Raw genomic sequence first — 20,202 nt, 5'->3', positions numbered from 1 at the left:
TGACAAGAAGCAGCGCGCCGCGTGACCGCCTCGCGCGGACGAAAGATCACCGGGAGAAACCATGAAAGCCGCTTTGGTCTTGGCCGCAGCGCTGGCTGCCGCCTGTCTGTCCACGCCCGCTGCCGCGCAAAAATCCTACGGTCCCGGCGTCACTGACACCGAGATCAAGATCGGCAACACCATGCCCTATAGCGGGCCGGCTTCTCCGCTCAGCATCACCGGCAGGGTGATCGCGGCCTATTTCGATGAGGTCAACGAGAAGGGCGGTGTCAACGGACGTAAGCTCAATCTCGTCTCGCTCGATGATGCGTTCTCGCCGCCGAAGACCATGGAAGCGGCGCGGCGGCTGGTCGAGGGCGAGGGCGTCGCCTTCATCTTCGCGACCATGGGCACCGCGCCGAGCTCGGCGATCGCAAAATACCTGAACAGCAACAAGGTGCCGCAGCTGTTCTTGATCAGTTCGGCCTCGAAGTGGAACGATCCCGCCAACATGCCCTGGTCGATGGCGCTGCCCTGGGCGCCGAACTACACCAGCGAAGCCGCGATCGATGTCGCCTATGCCCGCGCCAAGAACCCGAATGCGCGCTTTGCGGTGCTCTATCAGAACGACGACGCCGGGAAGGAATATCTGCGCGGCGTCAAGGAAGCGCTCGGTGCCGATGCCGACAAGGCGATCGCGATGGCCTCGAGCTTCGAGGTCGCCGATCCCACCGTCGATTCCCAGGTGCTGACGCTCGCCAATACCAAGGCCGATGTCTTCATGATCTATTCGGTGACGCCGCGCGCCTGCGCGCAGGCAATCCGCAAGGCCCATGAGGTCGGCTGGCAGCCGACGCGCTTCCTCGCCTCCGGCTGCGCCAACAAGGCGACCGTGATGGTGCCGGCGGGCGTCGATGCCGGCAAGGGCGTGCTGTCGCTCGGCGCGCTCAAGCCTTTCGTCGAGCAGCCGAAGGACGATCCGGCGATGTCCGCCTATATCGATTTCATGAAGAAACGCCTGCCCAATGCCGACGTCAACAACGTCGCCGGCCTTTACGGCTACACCGTCGCCGAGGCGCTGGTGGTGCTGCTGAAGCAGTGCAAGGACAATCTGACGCGCGAGAACATCATGGCGCAGGCATCGCACATGAAGAACGTGCCGCTGTCGCTGCTGATGCCCGGCATCACCCTCAACACCACGCCGCAGGATTTCCGCCCGATCAAGGACGGCTACATGCTCCAGTTCGACGGCAACGACTGGGTCGTGGCAAGCGAGCTGCTGCGCGGCACGTGAGCGGTGGCGAACGCCACAGAGACGGTGCACCCTCTGAGAGGGTGGATCGCCGCGAAGCGGCGAGCCGGGTGAGGGGTATGTCTCCGCGGGTCCAACTCTTATTTGGACGCAAGGAGAGATACCCCTCATACGGCGCCATAGCCGATGCGGAGCATCGGCGTTCTCAAGGACGGCGGCCGAAGGCCGCCTATGCCACCTTCTCCCGCAAGGGGAGAAGGGAAGAGGAGGCCACCATGGACTTTCAATACTCTCCACGTTCGCTCGAGCTCCAAGACCGCGTCCGCCAATTCATGCGGACGCATGTCGAGCCCGTCGAGGAGCTCTATTACGAGCAGGTCAAGCCGGAGGCCGCGCGCTACAAGACGCCGCCTGTGCTTCAGGACCTGAAGCGGCTGGCGCGGGAGCAGGGGCTCTGGAACCTGTTTCTCTCGGGCGAGCACGGCCCAGATCTTCCCAACTCAAGCCTTACCAATCTCGAATATGCCCCCGTGAAGGAGATCATGGGCCGCATCCTCTGGGCGCCCGAGGTTTTCAACTGCTCGGCCCCTGATGTCGGCAACATGGAGGTGCTGGCGAACTACGGCACGCCGGCGCAGCAGGAGCGCTGGCTGAAGCCGCTCCTGGAGGGGCGCATCCGCTCCGGCTTCTCGATGACGGAGCCGCAGGTTGCCTCCAGCGATGCCACCAACATCCAGTGCGAGATCAGGCGCGACGGCGGCGACTACGTCATCAACGGACGGAAGTGGTTCACGTCAGGCGCGATGAACGAGGATTGCGAGATCCTGATCGTGATGGGCAAGACCGCGCCCGACCATCCCGATCGTCATCGCCAGCAATCCATGATCCTGGTGCCGAAGGCAACGCCCGGCGTGCGTATCGTCCGCGACATGCTGACCTACGGCTACGACGACGCGCCGGTCGGCCATCCCGAGATCGTCTACGACAACGTCCGTGTGCCCGCCGAGAACATCCTGCTCGGCGAGGGTCGCGGCTTCGAGATTGCGCAAGGTCGGCTCGGGCCCGGCCGCATCCACCATTGCATGCGGCTGATTGGCTGCGCCCAGCGTGCGCTGGAACTGATGTGCCAGCGCGCGGTTTCCCGCACAGCCTTCGGCAAGCCGCTGGCCGAGCAGGGCTCGGTGCGCGAGGACATCGCGCGCTCCTTCTGCGAGATCGCGCAGGCGCGGCTGCTCACGCTGCAAGCCGCCGACAAGATGGACCGTGACGGCAACAAGATAGCGCGCGACCTGATCGCGGCCGCCAAGATCGTGGTGCCCAGCATGGCCGCCCGCGTCATCGACCGCGCCATCCAGATCCACGGCGCGGCCGGCGTCTCGCAGGACACGTTCCTCGCCCGCGCTTACGTCTACGCCCGCTTCATCCGCATCGGCGACGGGCCGGACCAGGTGCATCTGGCGGCGGTTGGCAAGGAACTGATCCGGCGGGGCGGGGTGATGGCGGGGTAGGGCTGTTACCCTCTTTTAGGGCGCGTACGCTAAAGACGCAGATGCCCGATGGATACGGATGTCCGCTTAAGGCTCCACGGGCTGCTCTGAAAGAGAAGGTACGCCGTGGGTCTGTTAGATGACAAATTCAGCGCAAGACGACGTTGGATTGTCGTGGCTGCGATCCTCCTGGCGGCGCTGGTCATTCAAATCCCGCTCGTTCTCAACGCGGATTTGGGCTGGCTCCTGACTGCAAACGAAAAAATCCTGGATGGCCGGAAGCTTGGGATCGACCTCTTCGAGTCCAACCCGCCTTTGTCGGTCTACATGTACATGCCGGCGGTAATGCTGTCGCGAATGACCGGCGTTGCACCCGAATTCATCGTGATCGTCCTCGTGATTGTCGAGATCGCCGGTGCGCTTCTGATGATGGACCGAGCAGCCGCGGCCGCAAAGCTGGGAGCCCGGGAGCGAAGTATTTCAACGTGGTCGTTTGCGCTCCTGCTCGCAATTCTACCGGGTGCCATATTCGGACAACGTGAACACATCGCGGTCATCGCACTGACCCCGTTCGTCGCCATCACCGCACTGCGCTGGCGTGGGCTCGATCCCGGATGGGTCGCGATCGTCGCCGGAGCGGGGGCGGGGCTGGCCATGAGTATCAAGCCCTTCTTTGCTCTGGTGGCAGGCCTCCCGATCCTCCTGGGCGCGCTCCGCCAGCGTTCTTTAAGGCCCTTGTTCACCTCGGAGGCATGCACGGCCGGCGCTGTCGTCATCGGCTACGGGGCGGTGGTGGTAGCCCTCTTCCCCGCCTATCTCTCCACCTATGCCCCGATGGTCGCCGAGGCCTATCTGCCGATCAGAAGGGAATTTGGCAGCCTGCTCCCCATTCCAATTGCCGTGATAGGCGCTTCCATCGGCTTCCTGTGGCTGTTTGGCCGTGAAACGCTCGAAATGCGGAGCGGTGCAATCCCTTGGCTGGGCGCAGCGATCGGCGGAGCCGCGGGTTTCCTTGTTCAGGGCAAGGGTTGGCCATATACGGCTTTCGCACTTTGCCTGTTTGCGATTGCGGCGCCGTTGCTGCAGGTTTGCACGAAGACGGTGCGAATGCCCATCGTGATCGGTGGCCTCGCTACCATTGTGGCTCTCGGGCTCTATTTGTCCTCACCGGCTCCGGGGTTTCCGCCGCTGCAGGAGCGTGTCCAGGCCGTCGTGAAGCAGCCGCGGCTGCTTACGATCACCGACCACATTGGTCTGGGGCATCCACTCGTCCGTCAGATCGGCGGCACTTGGGTGGGCAGCTCGTGTGCACAGCTTTTGGCGGCCGGCGCAATACTGCGCGAGAACGGCTCGCACCCGACCGAAGAGGAGCGGGCAAAACTGGACAGCATCATCAATTTCGAACGACGGCATTTGCTGGCGGATCTGCGAAACGGCCGCCCAAATGTCATTCTCGTGGATACCTATTTGCTGAGCACGTTCGAGTTTGACTGGTTGGCCTGGGCCAATTCGGATCCCGAGCTGCAAAAGGAGCTCAGTCGCTACCGCGAGGTCGGGGACGTCGGCCGCGTTCGCATCTTCGTCGATCAATCAAGCCTGGAACGATAGGCCGCTCTCGTTTTCGACTATTTCGAGAATAGGCCTTGCCGTTCGTTCACCCGGCCCTGGCGATACGGCTGTCCGCTGCGCCCGAGCGCAGGTTCTGGAAGAATTTCTCCACCTCGCGCGACAGCGTGTCCGCCGTCTCCGTCAGGCTGCTCGCCGCCGTCAGCACGGAGGCTGCCGCCGTGTCGGTCTCGCCGATGGCGTCGCGTAGCGAGGTGATGTTGGCCACCAGGGTCTCGTTGCCCTGCGCGGCGCTTTGCGCGTTGGAGGAGATCTCGCGCGTGGCGGCGTCCTGCTGGCCGATGGCGCCGGCGATCGCCGAGGTGACCTCATTGATCTCGCGCACCGCCCCGCCGATTTCGCGGACGGCGTCGACCGCATTGCGCGTGGAGGCCTGGATCATCGAGACGTTCTCGCCGATCTCGGCGGTGGCCTTCGCGGTCTGGCCCGCGAGCGCCTTTACCTCATGGGCGACGACGGCAAAGCCGCGGCCGGCATCGCCGGCGCGAGCGGCCTCGATGGTGGCGTTGAGCGCGAGCAGATTGGTCTGCTCGGCGATCGCCTGGATCAGGTTGAGCACGCCGTCGATGCGTTGCGTGGCGGCGGCGAGGCTCTCGATCTCGGAGATCGACTTCTCGGTGCGCTGGCCGGTCTGCTCGACCGCGCCGGCGGATTGCCGCACCTGGCGGCCGATCTCTTCCACCGAGGCCGACAGCTCCTCGGCGGCACTCGCCACCGCCGAGACGTTGTGCGAAGCCTGCTCGGTGGCGTTCGCCGCCGTGCCGGCGCGACTATTCGCATCCGCAGTGACGCGCGTGATGGTCTGCGCGGTCTCGCGCATGGTGGAGGCATTGTCGCTGAGGCCGCGCATGATGGCGCCGATCGCTTCGCGAAATGCCTCGACGGATCTTTCGATATGGCGGGCGCGCTCCTCGCGCGCGGCGGAGTCGTGCGAGACCTGGGAGGCGAGATTGCGGTTGCGGCCCATCGCCTCCTGGAAGACCTCGATCGCGCGTGCCAGCGCGCCGATCTCGTCGGCGCGGCGGCTATAGGGCACCGCGACGTTCTCGGTCCCGTCTGCGACCTGCTTGATGGTCGCGGTGATGGCCGAGAGGGGCCGTGCGATCGAGCGGGCGATGATGACGATGCCGATCACGACCAGGGCCAGCGCCACGCCGCCGAGGCAGGTCAGGACGAAAGACAGCGTACGATTGGTCTCGGTCTGCTGGGCGATTTGCCTGGCGCGTTCGGCATAGACCTTGGAGAGCGCCTCGAGGTCCTTGTTCAGCGCCGAGCGGACACTGCGATTGGCGTCGTTGTCGCCCCATTCGCGGCCCGCGGCCGCATTGATCTCGATGCCGCGGCGCACCAGCTCCTTGCGGAATTCGACGAACTGCTCGATGCGCTTCTTGAAGGTGGAAAACTGCTCGGCATCGTCGGCCTTGACGATGGTCTCCCAGCGCTTCACGACGTCGAGGATCTGCGCGTTGAACTTGAGCAGGCCCTCGCCGTATTTCTTCACCACGGCGGGCTCGGTCGACATGTAGACGCCGCGCGATTCCATCACGACCGCATAGACCAGCGAGTTGACGCGCTCGACGTTCTGCGCGGCGGCGTTGGCCGTCTCGATCGCGCTCGTCAGCTCCGCGCTGCGGCGGCTGTTGTAGTCGGACAGCATCGCGATCGCCGCCGTGAGCAGCGCAAACAGCGCGAAGATCGCGTAGAGCTTGGTGGCAAGCGTGAAACGGCCGGCGAGCCCGGCGGCATTCCCAGATCGGTCTGATATCATGGTGTTCAAGAAGCCCGAGATGGCCTGGAGCGGCCGGTGAGCGCGGTCGTTTGAATTTGATGCAAAATTATGCAGAACGAAGATGGATGCGGCGTTAACGCCGCAGCCCCATGGAGAGCCGGCCGGTCGGCGGAAATACGAAATGTTTCAGCTGGTTGGGGATGCCTCATCGATCTCCGGCAGATCGCGCCCGGGGGTCCGGCGCGACGCCCCCAAAAACATCGGCGTGCACTGGGGCTGCCAAGAGCGTATTCCCTGACGTCGGATCGCGCTCGAGATTGAGTTTGGACTCGGCCACTGGCCGATGACCCCTGGAGAGGCCCTTGGTCTACCGCCACACCATCGACGCCACGACCTACACATTCCCGGACCTGCGCGACCTCCTCGCCAAGGCGACGCCGCCCCGCTCCGGCGACCGGCTGGCCGGGATCGCCGCCGCCAGTGCCGAGCAGATGATCGCGGCGCGGATGGCGCTCGCCGATGTCCCGCTCGGACAGTTCCTCCAGGAAGCCGTCATCCCCTATGAGGCCGACGAGGTCACCCGCCTCGTCATCGACGGCCACGACGCAAGGGCCTTTGCGCCGGTAGCCTCGCTCACGGTCGGAGCTTTCCGCGACTGGCTGCTGTCGGACGCCGCCACGCCCGAGGCATTGAAAATGCTCGCGCCCGGCATCACGCCGGAAATGGCGGCCGCGGTCTCGAAGCTGATGCGCAACCAGGACCTGATCCTGGCGGCGCGGAAATGCGAGGTCACCACCGCCTTCCGCAATACCATCGGGCTGAAGGGCCGGATGAGCACGCGGCTCCAGCCCAACCATCCGTTCGACGATGCCAGGGGCATCACCGCCTCGATCCTCGACGGCATCCTGTTAGGGGCCGGCGATGCCTGTATCGGCATCAACCCGGCGAGCGACGATCCCGCCGTCATCGCCCAATTGCTGCGCCTGCTCGACGAGATCATCGCGCGACTGAAGATCCCGACGCAGGGCTGCGTGCTCACCCATGTCACGACGACGCTGTCGCTGATCGGGCAGGGCGTGCCGGTCGATCTCGTCTTCCAGTCGGTTGCCGGCACCGAAGCTGCCAATCGCAGCTTTGGCGTCGACCTCGCGCTCCTGAAGGAGGCACAGGAGGCCGGGCTGTCGCTGAAGCGCGGCACGGTGGGGCAGAACGTGATGTATTTCGAGACCGGGCAGGGCTCGGCATTGTCGGCGGGCACCCATCACGGCGTCGACCAGCAGACCTGCGAGGCGCGCGCCTATGCGGTCGCCCGCGCCTTCGCCCCGCTGCTGGTCAACAGCGTGGTCGGCTTCATCGGCCCGGAATATCTCTACGACGGCAAGGAAATCATCCGGGCCGGGCTGGAGGATCATTTTTGCGGCAAGCTGCTCGGCCTGCCGCTCGGGGTCGACATCTGCTACACTAACCACGCGGAGGCGGACCAGGACGACATGGACAATCTCCTGACGCTGCTCGCCGCCGCCGGCGTCACCTTCATCATGGGCGTCCCCGGCGCCGATGACGTCATGCTGAACTATCAGTCGACGTCCTTTCATGACGCGCTCTATGTCCGTGACGTCTTCTCCCTGCGCCGCGCGCCGGAATTCGACGATTGGCTGGTGCAGGCCGGTATTGCGGGTGCCGACTTCCGCCTTGCCGGCGATGCAGGCCTATTGCCCGATTTTGCCTCACGGCTGATCGCGTGAGGCGGCGGAAACGCCAGCTCCCCAGGAAACTATTGGCGGCCCTCGCGAATTGAGTGGGTGCCACAATATTGAGAAATTCCGGCAGCCGCATTACGGTATGTGTCTGGCTGGCAATTTCCGCACCATCGGTCGAGCGTGGCGGGGGAGCATAGATGCGAGCTGAAAGTAACGGAACGTCCCGGCGGATTCTCTGTGTGTTTCCGCGTTACACCTCCTCATTCGGGACGTTCGAATATTCCTATCCCCTGACCGACGGCGTTCGCGCCTTCATGCCGCCGCAGGGGCTGCTGCTGATTTCCGCCTATCTTCCGAAAGAGTGGCAGGTCAAATTCGTCGACGAGAACCTTCGCAGCACGACCAGGGAAGAGTTCGAATGGGCGGAAGTGGTCTTCGTCAGCGGCATGCACATCCAGCGCCAGCAGATGAACGACATCTGCCGCCGCGCCCATGAATTCGATCTGCCTGTCGCGCTCGGCGGTCCCTCGGTCAGCGCCTGCCCGGACTATTACCCGACCTTCGATTATCTCCATGTCGGCGAGCTCGGCGACGCCACCAATCAGCTGATCGAGATTCTGTCGCGCGACACGTCGCGGCCCGAGCAGCAGGTGGTGCTCGCCACCAACGACCGCGTGCCGATGACGGAGTTTCCGATCCCGGCCTACGAGCTCGCCGACGTGAAGAAGTACTTCCTCGGCAGCATCCAATATTCCAGCGGTTGTCCCTATCAGTGCGAGTTCTGCGACATCCCCGGCCTCTACGGGCGCAATCCGCGCATCAAGACGCCGGAGCAGATCATCGCCGAGCTCGACCGCCTGCGCGAATGCGGCATGACCGACACGGTCTATTTCGTCGACGACAATTTCATCGGCAACCGCAAGGCCGCGATGGATCTCTTGCCGCATCTGATTGAATGGCAGAAGCGGACCGGCTACGTGGTGCGGCTCGCCTGCGAGGCGACGCTCAACATCGCCAAGCGCCCCGAGATCCTGGAGAAGATGCGCGAGGCCTTTTTCATCACCATCTTCTGCGGCATCGAGACGCCCGATCCGGATGCATTGCATGCGATGCACAAGGACCACAACATGATGGTCCCGATCCTGGAGGGCGTGCGCACCATCAATTCCTACGGCATGGAGGTCGTGTCCGGCATCATCATGGGGCTGGACACCGACAAGCCGAACACGTCGGACGCACTGCTCGCTTTCGTCGAGGAATCGCAGATTCCGCTGCTCACCATCAACCTGCTCCAGGCGCTGCCGAAGACGCCGCTGTGGGACCGGCTGGAGCGCGAGGGCCGTCTGGTCCACGATGAGGGCCGCGATTCCAACGTCGAATTCCTGCTGCCTTATGACGAGGTCGTCTCGTCCTGGAAGCATTGCATGGAGGTCGCCTACGCGCCCGAGAAGGTCTATGCGCGCTATCAGCATCAGTGCGATTACACCTATGCCAACCGCCTCAACGTGCCGGTGGCACCGGAGATGAAGACCTGGCCCAACATCAAGCGCGGCCTGATCATGCTGCGCAACATCTTCTGGCAGATCGGGGTACTCGGCGACTACAGGCGCGTGTTCTGGAAGTTCGCCTTGGGGCGAATCCGGCGCGGCGATCTCGAAGGCCTGATTGGCTGCGCCACGATCGCGCATCACCTCATCACCTTCGCGCGCGCGGCTTCGAGCGGCAAGCAGAACGCCTCGAACTACTCGATCCGCTTGCGCGAGGCCGCCGTTCCCGCCGAATGATGCGACATGTCTGATCCGGCCCCGCCGCGCCGTCCGACGCTCGATCTGCGGGCGTTCACCCCCGCGCGCGTTGCGCTGGGCCGCAGCGGCGCAAGCGTGCCGACAAGAGCGCTGCTCGACTTCACGCTGGACCATGCCCGCGCCCGCGATGCCGTGCATGCCGCCTTCGATGTGCCGGCTCTGGTCGCCGATCTCAGTGCGCTTGGCCCGGTCGTGACCGAGGTGAGGAGCCGGGCGGTCGAGCGCAGCGACTATCTGCGGCGGCCGGACCTCGGACGACAGCTTGATGCCGGATCAGCGGAGCTTCTAGCACGAGGTGCGTCGGCGTCGTGCCAGCTGGCGGTCGTGATCGGCGACGGCCTGTCGGCAGCAGCGGTCCGCGCCCATGCGGTGGCGCTGCTGACACGTCTGCTGCCGCTGCTCGCGGCCGACGGCGCCGTCGCGATCGGCCATGTCGTTGTCGCCTCAGGCGCGCGCGTCGCGCTCGGCGACGAGATCGGGGCGATTCTCGGCGCGCGTATGGTCGCGATGCTGATCGGCGAGCGGCCGGGCCTGTCGGCGCCCGACAGTCTCGGCGCCTATCTGACCTTCGCGCCGAAGCCCGGGCGCACCGATGCCGAGCGCAATTGCGTGTCCAACATCCACCACGCTGGGTTGAGCTATGACGAGGCCGCCTTTAAGATCGCCTGGCTGGTGCGCGAGGGGCTTGCACGAAAGGTTACCGGCGTGGCGCTGAAGGACGAGAGCGCGGACCGTGCGCCACGTCGAATTGGCACGGCTTGGCCCGAATGACGGGCGTTCCGGCAAAATCGCCGCATCTTGATCGATTTGGCCACATTTGGCCGGCTTGCGAGAGGGGTGATTGACCTGCTAAACCCTCGCGGCGATTTTCCGCGCATTTTCAACGGGCAAGCCTCCCATTGGTATGGCGTTTTCAAGCCGTTCGCGGCGCGCAATAAGCTCTCAAGACCGAGCCGATTTAGGACGATTTAGGAACTGGACAAGGCATGCTCGAAAAGCACAGCGAGAATGAGGTTCACGTCGACAAGGTCGAGCAGGGACCTGCGTCCTCGATCGCCTTCGGGCTGGAGCGGCTCGGGCTGATCGCCGTCCGGACCCCGATCGTTTCCTGTATCGTCCTGCTCGCGCTGATCGTCGGCGCCGTGTTCGGCATCCAGCGGATCAAGATCGACGATTCCCTGTCGCAGCTGTTCCGCTCCAACACCCGCGAATTCCGCCAATACGAAGAGGTGACCAAGAAGTTCCCGGCCGAGGAGTTCGACGTTCTCGTCGTGGTTGAGGGCAAGAATCTGCTGGCGCGGGACAACCTTGAGAAGCTGCGCGACTTCATCACCGACATGCAGCTCGTCGAAGGCACCCGCGGACTGGTTTCGCTGTTCTCGGCGCGCCAGGCGCCGGCGCCGGGCAAGCTGCCGGCGGCACTGTTCCCGCGCGAGCTGCCCGAGGGCGCGGCCTATGACAAGTTCATCGAGACCGTCAAGAACAACGAGATCATCCGCGGCAAGCTGTTGTCGGAGGACGGGACACTTGCGTTGGTTGTGCTGTCGCTGGATCCGGAAGTGGTCGCCTCCAGCAAGCTGAGCAAGACCGTCGCCGACATCCGTGCCCTGATGAAGGAGGATCTCGGCGACACCGGGCTCAATGTGCAGCTCTCCGGCGTGCCGGTGATGCAGCTCGAGATCCGCAACGCGGTCGAGCGCGACGGGCTCACCTACAACGTCCTCGGCATCCTCGCCGGCTGTATCATCGCCATCATCTTTTTCCGCAAGATCTCGTTCATGGTCGCGGCGGCATTCCCGCCGATGATCGCGATCCTGCTGGCGCTCGGTGTGCTCGGCTGGGCCAATTTCAATCTCAACATGTTCCTGAACGTGATGACGCCGCTCATCATGGTCATCAGCTTCTCGGACTCGATGCAGCTGACCTTCGCCGCGCGCGACCGGCTGATCGCGGGCCAGGACAAGTTCACCGCATTCAAGAACGCGGTGCTGGTGGTGGGCCCGGCCTGCGTGCTGACGCACGGCACCGCCGGGATTTCCTTCATCGCCCTGCAATTCTCCGACTCCGACCTGATCCGCAAGTTCGGCGAGGCCGGTCTTGCCGCCACTATCATCGCGCTGGTCGCGGTGCTGTCGCTGGTGCCGGTGTTCGGCGTGCTGTTCGTGCGCAATGAGAGGGTCTTTGCGGTCAAGTTCCAGGGCGCCGATGCCGGCGTCCAGGCGCTGCGCAATTTCTGCTACTGGATCGCGGTGCGCATGGTCGGCCGGCCCGGTCTGTTCAGCCTGATCGCGGTGCTGTTCGTCGGCGGCCTCGGCGTCGTCTACGCCAATCTGGAGCCGCGCTACCGCCTTGCCGACCAGGTGCCGGACAAGCGCCAGGCGGTCGCCGCCAGCGATCGGCTCGACGCCAAGCTGACCGGCGCCAATCCGGTCAACGTTCTGATCGCGTTCCCCAAGGGCGAATCGCTCTACTCGCCGGAGACGCTCCAGACCATCGCCGACGTGCATGCGACCGTGGAGAAGGCGGCCGGTGTCGGCAACGTCTGGTCGCTCGAGACCCTGCGCCGCTGGCTGGCGGAAAAGGCCGGCAGCGCCGACGTCGCGACGCTCAAGGAATATGTCAACGTCATCCCCGAGCATCTGGTGCGGCGCTTCATCGACGCCGAGCAGGACGCGGTCGTGGTGGCCGGCCGCGTGCCGGACAAGGATTCCAGCCAGCTCCTGCCAATCGTCGACAAGCTCGATACCGAGCTCGACACCATCCGCAAGAAGCATCCCGGCTACGAGATTGCGGTGACGGGCCTCGCTGCGATTGCCGCGCGTAACTCGGCCAGCATGATCGAGAAGCTGAACCGTGGTCTCACCGTCGAATTCGCGCTGGTCGCGATCTTCATCGGCCTCGCCTTCCGCTCCTGGGTGGTGATGTTCGCCTGCATCCTGCCGGGCATCTTCCCGGTGGTGATGTCGGGCACGGTGCTGTGGGCGATGGGCGAGGGCCTGCAATTCGCCAGCGTCGTCGCGCTCACCGTCTCGTTCGGTCTGGGCTTGAGCGCCACCATCCACTTCCTCAACCGCCTCAGGCTCGAGAGCAAGCCGGGCGTCGGCTCGGGGCTGGCGGTGGAGCGGGCGACCGTGCTGGTCGGTCCGGCGCTGATCCTGACCACGGTGGTGCTGGCCTGCGGCCTCGTCGTCACCGTGTTCTCCGACCTGCCGTCGCTGCGGCTGTTCGGCTGGCTCAGCGCCTTCTCGATGGTCATGGCCCTCGTCGCCGACCTCTTCATCCTGCGCCCGACCGCGATGTGGCTGATCAATCTGCACGCCAGGCTTCAGGGACCCGACAAGCCGGCGATCTGAGCGCGCAGGGAGCGCTACAGCAAAAAGCCCCCGGCTCGCGAGAGCCGGGGGCTTTGTTGTTCTTGAGCAGGAAGGGCGTCAGCCCTTCGTCATCGTGATGTTGACGCCGCGGATCTCGCCCTTGGAAGAGATCTGCACCGTCTGCTTGGTGCCGTTGGTGCGCAGCGACAAATTGGCGGCAAAGCCGTTGGCCTCGACGAACACCTCGATCTGGCCGCCGCCGGCGGTGCCCTGGAGGTTGCCGAAGATGTTGCGGCTGGCCTCGCTCCAGTTGCCGGAGATGCGGTCGCCCTGGCTCGTCACGTCGCTGGTGAGGTCGAACTTGTAGCTGTCGGACGCGCAGTGCAGCGCCTGCTTGAGGCTGAGGCCGCTGCCGGCGACCTTGTAATCGGCCTTGCAGCGGATGCGCTCGGTGGAGCCGTCGGACAGCGACACCGTCCCGGTGCCGGTCCACGCGCCGTCGAAACCGGCAAATGGTCCGGACGATTGAGCATGGCTTGCCGACACTGAGAAGAGCAGCGCAGCCCCGATGCCCGCCGCCTTGATTGCCAGTCCAGATCGCCCAAAGAATGTCATCTCAAATATCCCGTTTTGGAACGACGTCCGCTTACGATTGAGAACGTCTCGCCACATCGAAAGTTTAGTGTTCCCAGCCCCTGTCAGGTTCAACGCCTGACCGCCTGAGATAGCGGTCCCACCCGGTCCTCGCACCATGGTCCGACCCTGCAATTTCCTGTGTTTCGGTGTGTTTCTGGCTGAAACGGCGGGCAGAGAGATGCAGCTCTGCAACAGCCGTGCAGTAAAATGCGGCGTTCCTGAATTATGACGTAGTATCAAGCTCTTACATCTGCCAATGAAGGCGCGGGGAAGTCCTGATTTGGTGGGTGTGGCGCCAATTTGGCCGCATTTGCCAGTGCTTGTGCCTTCTCTGAGGCCGCACCTCCCGCGGCGACTTGCCATCAGAACAATCCGTTCCGGCCATCCGCCCTGTGCAGCCCGGGATCGGTGCGATTCTGTCGTCAGAATGAAGGAATACAATGCGTAAGCTTCTCGTCGCTCTCACCCTGCTGTCGGCCTCCCTTTCGACGGCTGCGCTCGCTCAGCAAGGGCGTGGCACGGACGCCGAGCAGAAGGCCTGCACGCGCGATGTGCAGAAGTTCTGCCGTCCGGTCATCGACCAGGGCGATTTCACCGTCCTGGCCTGCCTCAAGGAGAACCGGGCCAAGATCTCGCAGGCCTGCGACCAGGTCCTGAAGAACCACAATCAGTAAGCTCGGCCGCTGGCCCACAAAGGCGGCTCCCGGGCCGCCTTTTGGGTGCGATCCACGAAGGGCAGCCATCGAGAGACAGGATTGGTTTTGCGGCCGTATTCCCCTATATGGGGGCCGCGGCGGCACTGCCGGCATGAGCCCGCGCGAGTGAAAAAGCCCTTCCTGTCCAAACGATTGTAAACCAGCCCTCGATGACCTCTGCGAGCGAATTGCGATCCGGCAAAGGTGACCGCGACGAGAATTTTCCCGTCGCGTCCTGGATCATTCATCCGCGTCATCGCGCGCTGATCCTGGCGTACTACAATTTCGTCCGCACCGCCGACGACATCGCCGACCACGCGACGCTGCCGCCCGACCAGAAGCTCGCTTATCTCGACCTGCTCGAGGCGGAACTGCTCGGCAAGGGCGACACCCAGACTGAGGCCGTCACCCTGCGCCGTGCGCTGGCCGAGCGCGGCATGGCGCCGCGCCATGCGCTCGACGTGCTCATCGCCTTCCGCATGGACGTGACCAAGCTCCGCTACGAGAATTGGGACGAAGTCATCCACTATTGCCGCTACTCGGCGATGCCGGTGGGTCGTTTCATGCTCGATGTCCATGGCGAGAGCACATCGACCTGGGCTGCCTCGGATGCGCTTTGCGCGGCGCTCCAGATCAACAATCACCTCCAGGATTGCGGCAAGGATTTTCGCGAGCTCAACCGCGTCTATCTGCCGCGCGATGCACTGGCCGCAAGCGGCGCCTCGGTCGAGCAGCTCGGGCTGACGCAGTCGCCGCCGGCGATGCTGGCCTGCCTTCAGGCGCTCGCCGTGCGCAACGAAGCGCTACTGAACGAGAGCAAGTCGCTCAGCGCGGAGGTGAGGGACTTCCGTCTCGGCGTCGACATTTCGGTGATCCAGGCCTATGCCGATCGCATCGTGCGCCTGCTCAAGGTGCGCGATCCCCTGCGCGAGCGCGTGCATCTGAACAAGCTCGAGCTGCTCACCTTCAGCCTCGCCGGCATGATCGGCGAAGTCGGCCGCCGCGCGATCGGACGCAAGGCCATTTCCAGACCGGGGACTGCACATGACGCTTGAGGCGACCTCGCCCGGCGCCAATTATGGCTCGACCGCATCCGGCAGCTCGTTCTACGCCGCGATGCGCATCCTGCCGCATGACCAGCGCGAAGCCATGTTCCAGATCTACAGCTTCTGCCGCCAGGTCGACGACATCGCCGATTCCGACGGCCCGCGCGAGGAGCGGCTCGCCGCACTTCAGCAGTGGCGCAACGACATCGATGCGCTCTATCAGGGCAATCCCCCGCCGCGGCTGAAGGACTACGTCGCGTCGGTGAAGACCTTCGGGCTGAAGCGCGAGGATTTCCTTGCCATCGTCGACGGCATGGAGATGGACGTGCCGCAGGACATTCGCGCGCCCGACATGGCGACGCTCGATCTCTACTGCGATCGCGTCGCCAGTGCCGTGGGGCGCCTGTCGGTGCGGGTGTTCGGCCTGCCGGAAGAAGACGGCATCCTGCTCGCTCATCATCTCGGTCGCGCGCTCCAGCTCACCAACATCCTGCGCGACATCGACGAGGACGCCGGCCTCGGGCGGCTCTATCTGCCGCGCGAGGCGCTGCTGCATGCCGGCATCACCTCCAACGATCCCAGCCGCGTCATCACCGAGCGCGCGCTGCCGAAGGTCTGTCTGCCGCTGACGCAGCGTGCGAAATCGCATTTCGAGAAGTCGGACGAGATCATGAACCGCAACAAGCGCCGCACCGTGCGCGCGCCGCGGATCATGTCGAAATATTATCATTCCATTCTGGACCTCCTGATCGCGCGCGGCTTCAACGCGCCGCGCGAGCCGGTGCGTGTGTCGAAGATCACACGCATCCTGATCCTGCTCCGTTACGCTTTCATCTGATGCAAAAGACAGCTCACATCATCGGTGCTGGAATTTCCGGCCTTTCCGCCGCCGTGCGGCTCGCCAATGCCGGCTTCAAGGTTGCCGTGCACGAGGCGACACATCAGGCCGGCGGCCGCTGCCGGTCCTATTTCGACGGCGCCACCAATCTCACCATCGACAATGGCAATCATCTGCTGCTGTCGGGCAACAGCCATGCGCGCGCCTATGCGCGCGCGATTGGCACCGAGGCCGGCCTTGTCGGCCCCGAGCGCGCGCAGTTTCCCTTCGTCGACATCAAGACCGGGCAGCGCTGGCAGATCGACCTCGGCGATGGCCGGCTGCCGACCTGGGTTCTCGACGAAAGCCGCCGTGTGCCCGATACCGGGCTCACCGATTATCTCAAGCTGGCGCCGCTGGTCTGGGCGTCGGAGGAGACGCTGGTCGGCGAGTCGATTCCTTGCGAGGGCATCCTCTATCAGCGTTTGGTGCAGCCGCTGCTGCTCGCGGCGCTCAATGTCGATCCGCCTGAGGGCTCGGCCGGGCTCGCCGGCGCGATCGTGCGCGAGACGCTGCTCGCGGGCGGACAGGCCTGCCGTCCCCTGATCGCGCGCGACGGCCTCAGCGCCGTGCTGATCGAGCCTGCCGTGAAATTCTTGGCTGAGCGCGGCCACACGGTTCAGCTCGGCCATGAGCTGCGTTCGTTTGCGACCAGTGACGGCAAGGTCGGTGCGCTGAATTTCGGCGGCGAGGACGTGATCCAGCTCAGCGAGGGCGACGTCATCGTGATGGCGGTGCCGCCGCGCGCCGCCGCGAGCCTGCTGCCCGGTCTGAAGACGCCGACCGAATTCCGCGCCATCGTGAACGCGCATTTCCGCTTTGAGCCGCCGCCGGGCTCTGCGCCGATCCTCGGCGTGATCGGCGGCGTGGTGGAATGGCTGTTCGCGTTTCCGAACCGGCTTTCCGTCACCATCAGCAATGGCGACCGCCTGGTCGACATGCCGCGCGAGGAGCTCGCGCAGGCGATCTGGGACGACGTCTGCAAGGCCGGCGGCGTGTCCGGCGATCTGCCTCCGTGGCAGATCGTGCGTGAGCGCCGCGCCACTTTTGCCGCGACGCCGGCGCAGAATGCCTTGCGTCCGGCGCCGGTCACTGCGCTGAAAAACCTGTTCCTTGCCGGGGATTGGACTGCTACGGGATTGCCGGCAACCATCGAGGGATCGGTCCGATCGGGCGATCGCGCCGCCGATCTGATTCTCGCCGCACAGCGGCCCTGACGGGCAAATGTCCCGGTCAATTTCAATCGACTATCGGAGCAATCGAGCGACATGGATTCCGTGAACGCGACCAGCCGCGAAGCCCTGGATCCGAGCAGCTTGGAATCGAGCATTGCATCGGCAACGCAAGGTGTCCTCGGCTTCCAGCAATCGGACGGCCATTGGGTGTTCGAGCTCGAGGCCGACTGCACGATTCCGGCCGAGTACATCCTGCTGCGCCATTATCTCGCCGAGCCCGTCGACACGGTGCTCGAGGCCAAGATCGGCAACTATCTGCGCCGCGTCCAGGGCGCCCATGGCGGCTGGCCGCTGGTGCATGACGGCGAGTTCGACATGAGCGCCAGCGTGAAGGCCTATTTCGCGCTGAAGATGATCGGCGATTCCATCGATGCCCCGCACATGGCGCGTGCGCGCGAGGCCATTCATGCCCGCGGCGGTGCGATTCATAGCAACGTCTTCACCCGCTTCCTGCTCGCGACATTCGGCGTGGTGACTTGGAGCGCGGTGCCGGTGCTGCCGATCGAGATCGTGCTGCTGCCGTTCTGGTCGCCGTTCCACCTCAACAAGATCTCCTATTGGGCGCGCACCACCATGGTGCCGCTGATGGTGATCGCCGCGCTGAAGCCGCGCGCGAAGAATCCGAAAGGGATCGGCATCGACGAGCTATTCCTGCAGGATCCGCGTTCGATCGGCATGACCGCGAAGGCGCCGCACCAGAGCATGGCCTGGTTCCTGCTCTTTCGCTCGCTCGATGCGATTCTGCGCGTGATCGAGCCGATGTTTCCCAAGAGCCTGCGCAAGCGCGCGATCGATGCGGCGCTCGCCTTCATCGAGGAGCGGCTCAACGGCGAGGACGGCATGGGCGCGATCTATCCGCCCATGGCCAACATCGTGATGATGTATGACGCGCTCGGTAAGGACGAGAATTATCCGCCGCGCGCGATCACGCGCCGGGGCATCGACAAGCTGCTCGTGATCAGAGACGACGAAGCCTATTGCCAGCCCTGCGTCTCGCCGGTGTGGGATACGACGCTGACTGCGCATGCGCTGCTGGAAGCTGGCAACGCGCAAGCCGTGCCGGCCGCCAAGCGTGGCCTCGACTGGCTGATCCCGAAGCAGGAGCTCGAGGTAAAGGGCGACTGGGCGGAGAAGCGGCCCGACGTGCGTCCGGGCGGCTGGGCCTTCCAGTACAACAATGCCCATTATCCCGATCTCGACGACACCGCTGTCGTGGTGATGTCGATGGACCGCATGCGCCGGGAGCACGGGTTGACCGGCTATGACGCCGCGATCGACCGCGGCCGGGAGTGGATCGAGGGCATGCAGAGCGACGACGGCGGCTGGGCCGCCTTCGACGTCAACAACCTCGAATATTACCTGAACAACATTCCGTTCTCCGACCACGGCGCGCTGCTCGACCCGCCGACCGAGGACGTCACCGCGCGCTGCATCTCGATGCTGGCCCAGCTCGGCGAGACCGAGAAGACCAGCAGGCACGTGGCCGATGGCGTTGCCTATCTCCGCAAGACCCAGCACCCGGAAGGCTCCTGGTACGGCCGCTGGGGCATGAACTTCATCTATGGAACCTGGTCGGTGCTCTGTGCCCTCAACATGGCCGGCGTCGACCACAAGGACCCCATGATTCGCAAAGCCGCGGCCTGGCTGGCCTCGATCCAGAACGAGGACGGCGGCTGGGGCGAGGACGCCGTCAGCTACCGCCTGGATTACAAGGGCTGGGAGGCCGCGCCCTCGACCGCCTCGCAAACGGCATGGGCTTTGCTTGCCCTGATGGCGGCAGGCGAGGTTGATCACCCGGCCGTCGCCCGCGGGGTGGAGTACCTGATTGCAACACAAGACAAAAAAGGACTGTGGGACGAGCAGCGGTACACCGCCACAGGCTTCCCCCGCGTGTTCTATCTACGGTATCATGGTTACCCAAAGTTCTTCCCGCTGTGGGCGCTGGCGCGGTATCGGAACTTGCGGGACACCAACAGCAGGGTGGTAGGGGTCGGAATGTGACTTTGGGGACGGGGGACTATTTTACCGCGGGTAATGCCATCGACCCGCGGCCGATACTGATCGTGACTGGACTGGTTCAGGAGGCCCGCATTGCAGCCGGGCCGGGAATGGCGGTCATCTGTTCATCCAGCAGCCCGACCCAGTTGCGGGCGCTGCTGACGGTGGTGGATCCCGAGACGATTCGCGGCGTGATCTCCTTCGGTGTGGCCGGCGGGCTCGACCCGACGCTGCGCTCCGGCGACGTCGTGCTGGCGACCGAGGTGCTGTCCGGCGACACCCGCTGGGCCGCCGGGCTGTCGCTCGGCGACGACCTGATCGATCGCCTGACCTCGGGACGCCGCCGTGTGGTGCGCGGCAGCCTCGCCGGTGCCGAGGAAGTGGTCACCGGGCGCTCCTGCAAGGCGGCGCTGCATTCGGAGACGGGGGCAGCGGCCGTCGACATGGAAAGCCACATCGCGGCCGCCTATGCCGCCGAGGCCGGGCTGCCATTTGCCGCGGTCCGCGTCATCAGCGACCCCGCCCATCGCGCGCTGCCGGCACTCGCCCGCGCCGCGATCAAGCCGAACGGCCAGATCGACCTTGCGGCCGTGCTGCGCGGCATCGTGCGCAACCCGGCGACGCTGCATGCGCTGGTCTCGACCGGCCTCGACTTCAACCGCGCCCTGCGTAGCTTGCGCGGCTGCCGCGACTACCTGATCGGCACCGAGCTGGTCGGCAGCGAGGTGCTGGTGTCAGAGGCGGCCTGAGCGGTCTATTCGATCTGACAAAGAAAAAGGCCCGGTCGGATGACCGGGCCTTTTAGCCTTCCGATCGCCTAAGC

Annotated in this window: 15 protein-coding genes; 13 read left to right on the top strand and 2 right to left on the bottom strand. The window is 64.7% G+C overall.

Annotated elements, in window-relative coordinates; all coding sequences use genetic code 11:
• Positions 1 to 61 precede the first annotated feature (61 nt).
• The 3 genes from AAE027_RS00855 (at position 62) to AAE027_RS00845 (ending at position 4,326) form a co-directional block, all read left to right on the top strand.
• Entirely contained in the window at positions 62 to 1,273 is a 1,212-nt protein-coding gene (locus AAE027_RS00855; RefSeq protein ID WP_370985205.1) for an ABC transporter substrate-binding protein, read from the top strand.
• 233 nt (positions 1,274 to 1,506) lie between these two features.
• Positions 1,507 to 2,739 carry an acyl-CoA dehydrogenase family protein gene (locus AAE027_RS00850; RefSeq protein WP_091897458.1) on the top strand — a complete coding sequence of 411 codons (1,233 nt, stop codon included), beginning with the start codon at positions 1,507 to 1,509 and terminating at the stop codon, positions 2,737 to 2,739.
• Positions 2,740 to 2,892: 153 nt separating this feature from the next.
• Positions 2,893 to 4,326: a hypothetical protein gene (locus AAE027_RS00845; RefSeq protein ID WP_370985206.1), complete on the top strand. Its 1,434-nt coding sequence runs from the start codon at positions 2,893 to 2,895 to the stop codon at positions 4,324 to 4,326.
• A gap of 46 nt (positions 4,327 to 4,372) precedes the next feature.
• Here the strand turns inward: AAE027_RS00845 and AAE027_RS00840 are convergent, their stop codons facing one another.
• The gene (locus AAE027_RS00840; RefSeq protein WP_370985207.1) at positions 4,373 to 6,112 is read right to left on the bottom strand and encodes a methyl-accepting chemotaxis protein; all 1,740 of its coding nucleotides are present in this window, start codon (positions 6,110 to 6,112) and stop codon (positions 4,373 to 4,375) included.
• Positions 6,113 to 6,435: 323 nt separating this feature from the next.
• Between AAE027_RS00840 and AAE027_RS00835 the strand changes: the two genes are divergently transcribed.
• From AAE027_RS00835 to AAE027_RS00820, 4 genes are all read left to right on the top strand, one after another.
• Positions 6,436 to 7,818, top strand: a complete 1,383-nt coding sequence (locus tag AAE027_RS00835; RefSeq protein ID WP_370985208.1) for an ethanolamine ammonia-lyase subunit EutB — start codon at positions 6,436 to 6,438, stop codon at positions 7,816 to 7,818.
• A 152-nt stretch (positions 7,819 to 7,970) separates the two neighbouring features.
• The gene (locus AAE027_RS00830) at positions 7,971 to 9,557 is read left to right on the top strand and encodes a B12-binding domain-containing radical SAM protein (protein WP_091897464.1); all 1,587 of its coding nucleotides are present in this window, start codon (positions 7,971 to 7,973) and stop codon (positions 9,555 to 9,557) included.
• Between the two features lie 6 nt (positions 9,558 to 9,563).
• Entirely contained in the window at positions 9,564 to 10,349 is a 786-nt protein-coding gene (gene eutC, locus AAE027_RS00825; protein WP_370985209.1) for an ethanolamine ammonia-lyase subunit EutC, read from the top strand.
• A gap of 215 nt (positions 10,350 to 10,564) precedes the next feature.
• Positions 10,565 to 12,931 carry an efflux RND transporter permease subunit gene (locus AAE027_RS00820; protein ID WP_370985210.1) on the top strand — a complete coding sequence of 789 codons (2,367 nt, stop codon included), beginning with the start codon at positions 10,565 to 10,567 and terminating at the stop codon, positions 12,929 to 12,931.
• A 78-nt stretch (positions 12,932 to 13,009) separates the two neighbouring features.
• Here AAE027_RS00820 and AAE027_RS00815 read toward each other — a convergent pair whose 3' ends face one another.
• On the bottom strand, positions 13,010 to 13,507 hold the full coding sequence (locus tag AAE027_RS00815) for a hypothetical protein (RefSeq protein ID WP_091897473.1): 498 nt from the start codon (positions 13,505 to 13,507) through the stop codon (positions 13,010 to 13,012).
• A 461-nt stretch (positions 13,508 to 13,968) separates the two neighbouring features.
• Here AAE027_RS00815 and AAE027_RS00810 point away from each other — a divergent pair, with 461 nt between their 5' ends.
• The 6 genes from AAE027_RS00810 (at position 13,969) to AAE027_RS00785 (ending at position 20,128) form a co-directional block, all read left to right on the top strand.
• Positions 13,969 to 14,202 (top strand): hypothetical protein, encoded by a 234-nt coding sequence (locus tag AAE027_RS00810; RefSeq protein WP_128935013.1) that lies wholly within the window; start codon positions 13,969 to 13,971, stop codon positions 14,200 to 14,202.
• A 191-nt stretch (positions 14,203 to 14,393) separates the two neighbouring features.
• Entirely contained in the window at positions 14,394 to 15,278 is an 885-nt protein-coding gene (gene hpnC / locus AAE027_RS00805; protein ID WP_370985211.1) for a squalene synthase HpnC, read from the top strand.
• A complete protein-coding gene (gene hpnD / locus AAE027_RS00800; RefSeq protein WP_370985212.1) occupies positions 15,268 to 16,107 on the top strand; it encodes a presqualene diphosphate synthase HpnD in 840 nt (279 codons plus the stop codon). Before hpnC ends, hpnD begins: the two co-directional genes overlap by 11 nt.
• Complete coding sequence (gene hpnE, locus AAE027_RS00795) at positions 16,107 to 17,363, top strand: hydroxysqualene dehydroxylase HpnE (protein WP_370985213.1); 1,257 nt, start codon at positions 16,107 to 16,109, stop codon at positions 17,361 to 17,363. Before hpnD ends, hpnE begins: the two co-directional genes overlap by 1 nt.
• Positions 17,364 to 17,414: 51 nt before the next feature.
• Positions 17,415 to 19,382, top strand: coding sequence for a squalene--hopene cyclase (gene shc / locus AAE027_RS00790; protein ID WP_370985214.1), 1,968 nt, complete (start codon positions 17,415 to 17,417; stop codon positions 19,380 to 19,382).
• The gene (locus AAE027_RS00785) at positions 19,379 to 20,128 is read left to right on the top strand and encodes a phosphorylase (RefSeq protein ID WP_176946075.1); all 750 of its coding nucleotides are present in this window, start codon (positions 19,379 to 19,381) and stop codon (positions 20,126 to 20,128) included. The genes shc and AAE027_RS00785 overlap by 4 nt, the downstream gene beginning before the upstream one ends.
• Positions 20,129 to 20,202 lie beyond the last annotated feature (74 nt).

The sequence above is a fragment of the Bradyrhizobium sp. DN3 genome, assembly GCF_041357655.1.
In the GTDB taxonomy this organism is placed as follows: Bacteria; Pseudomonadota; Alphaproteobacteria; order Rhizobiales; family Xanthobacteraceae; genus Bradyrhizobium.
This window is presented reverse-complemented; position numbering and strand designations above follow the sequence as displayed.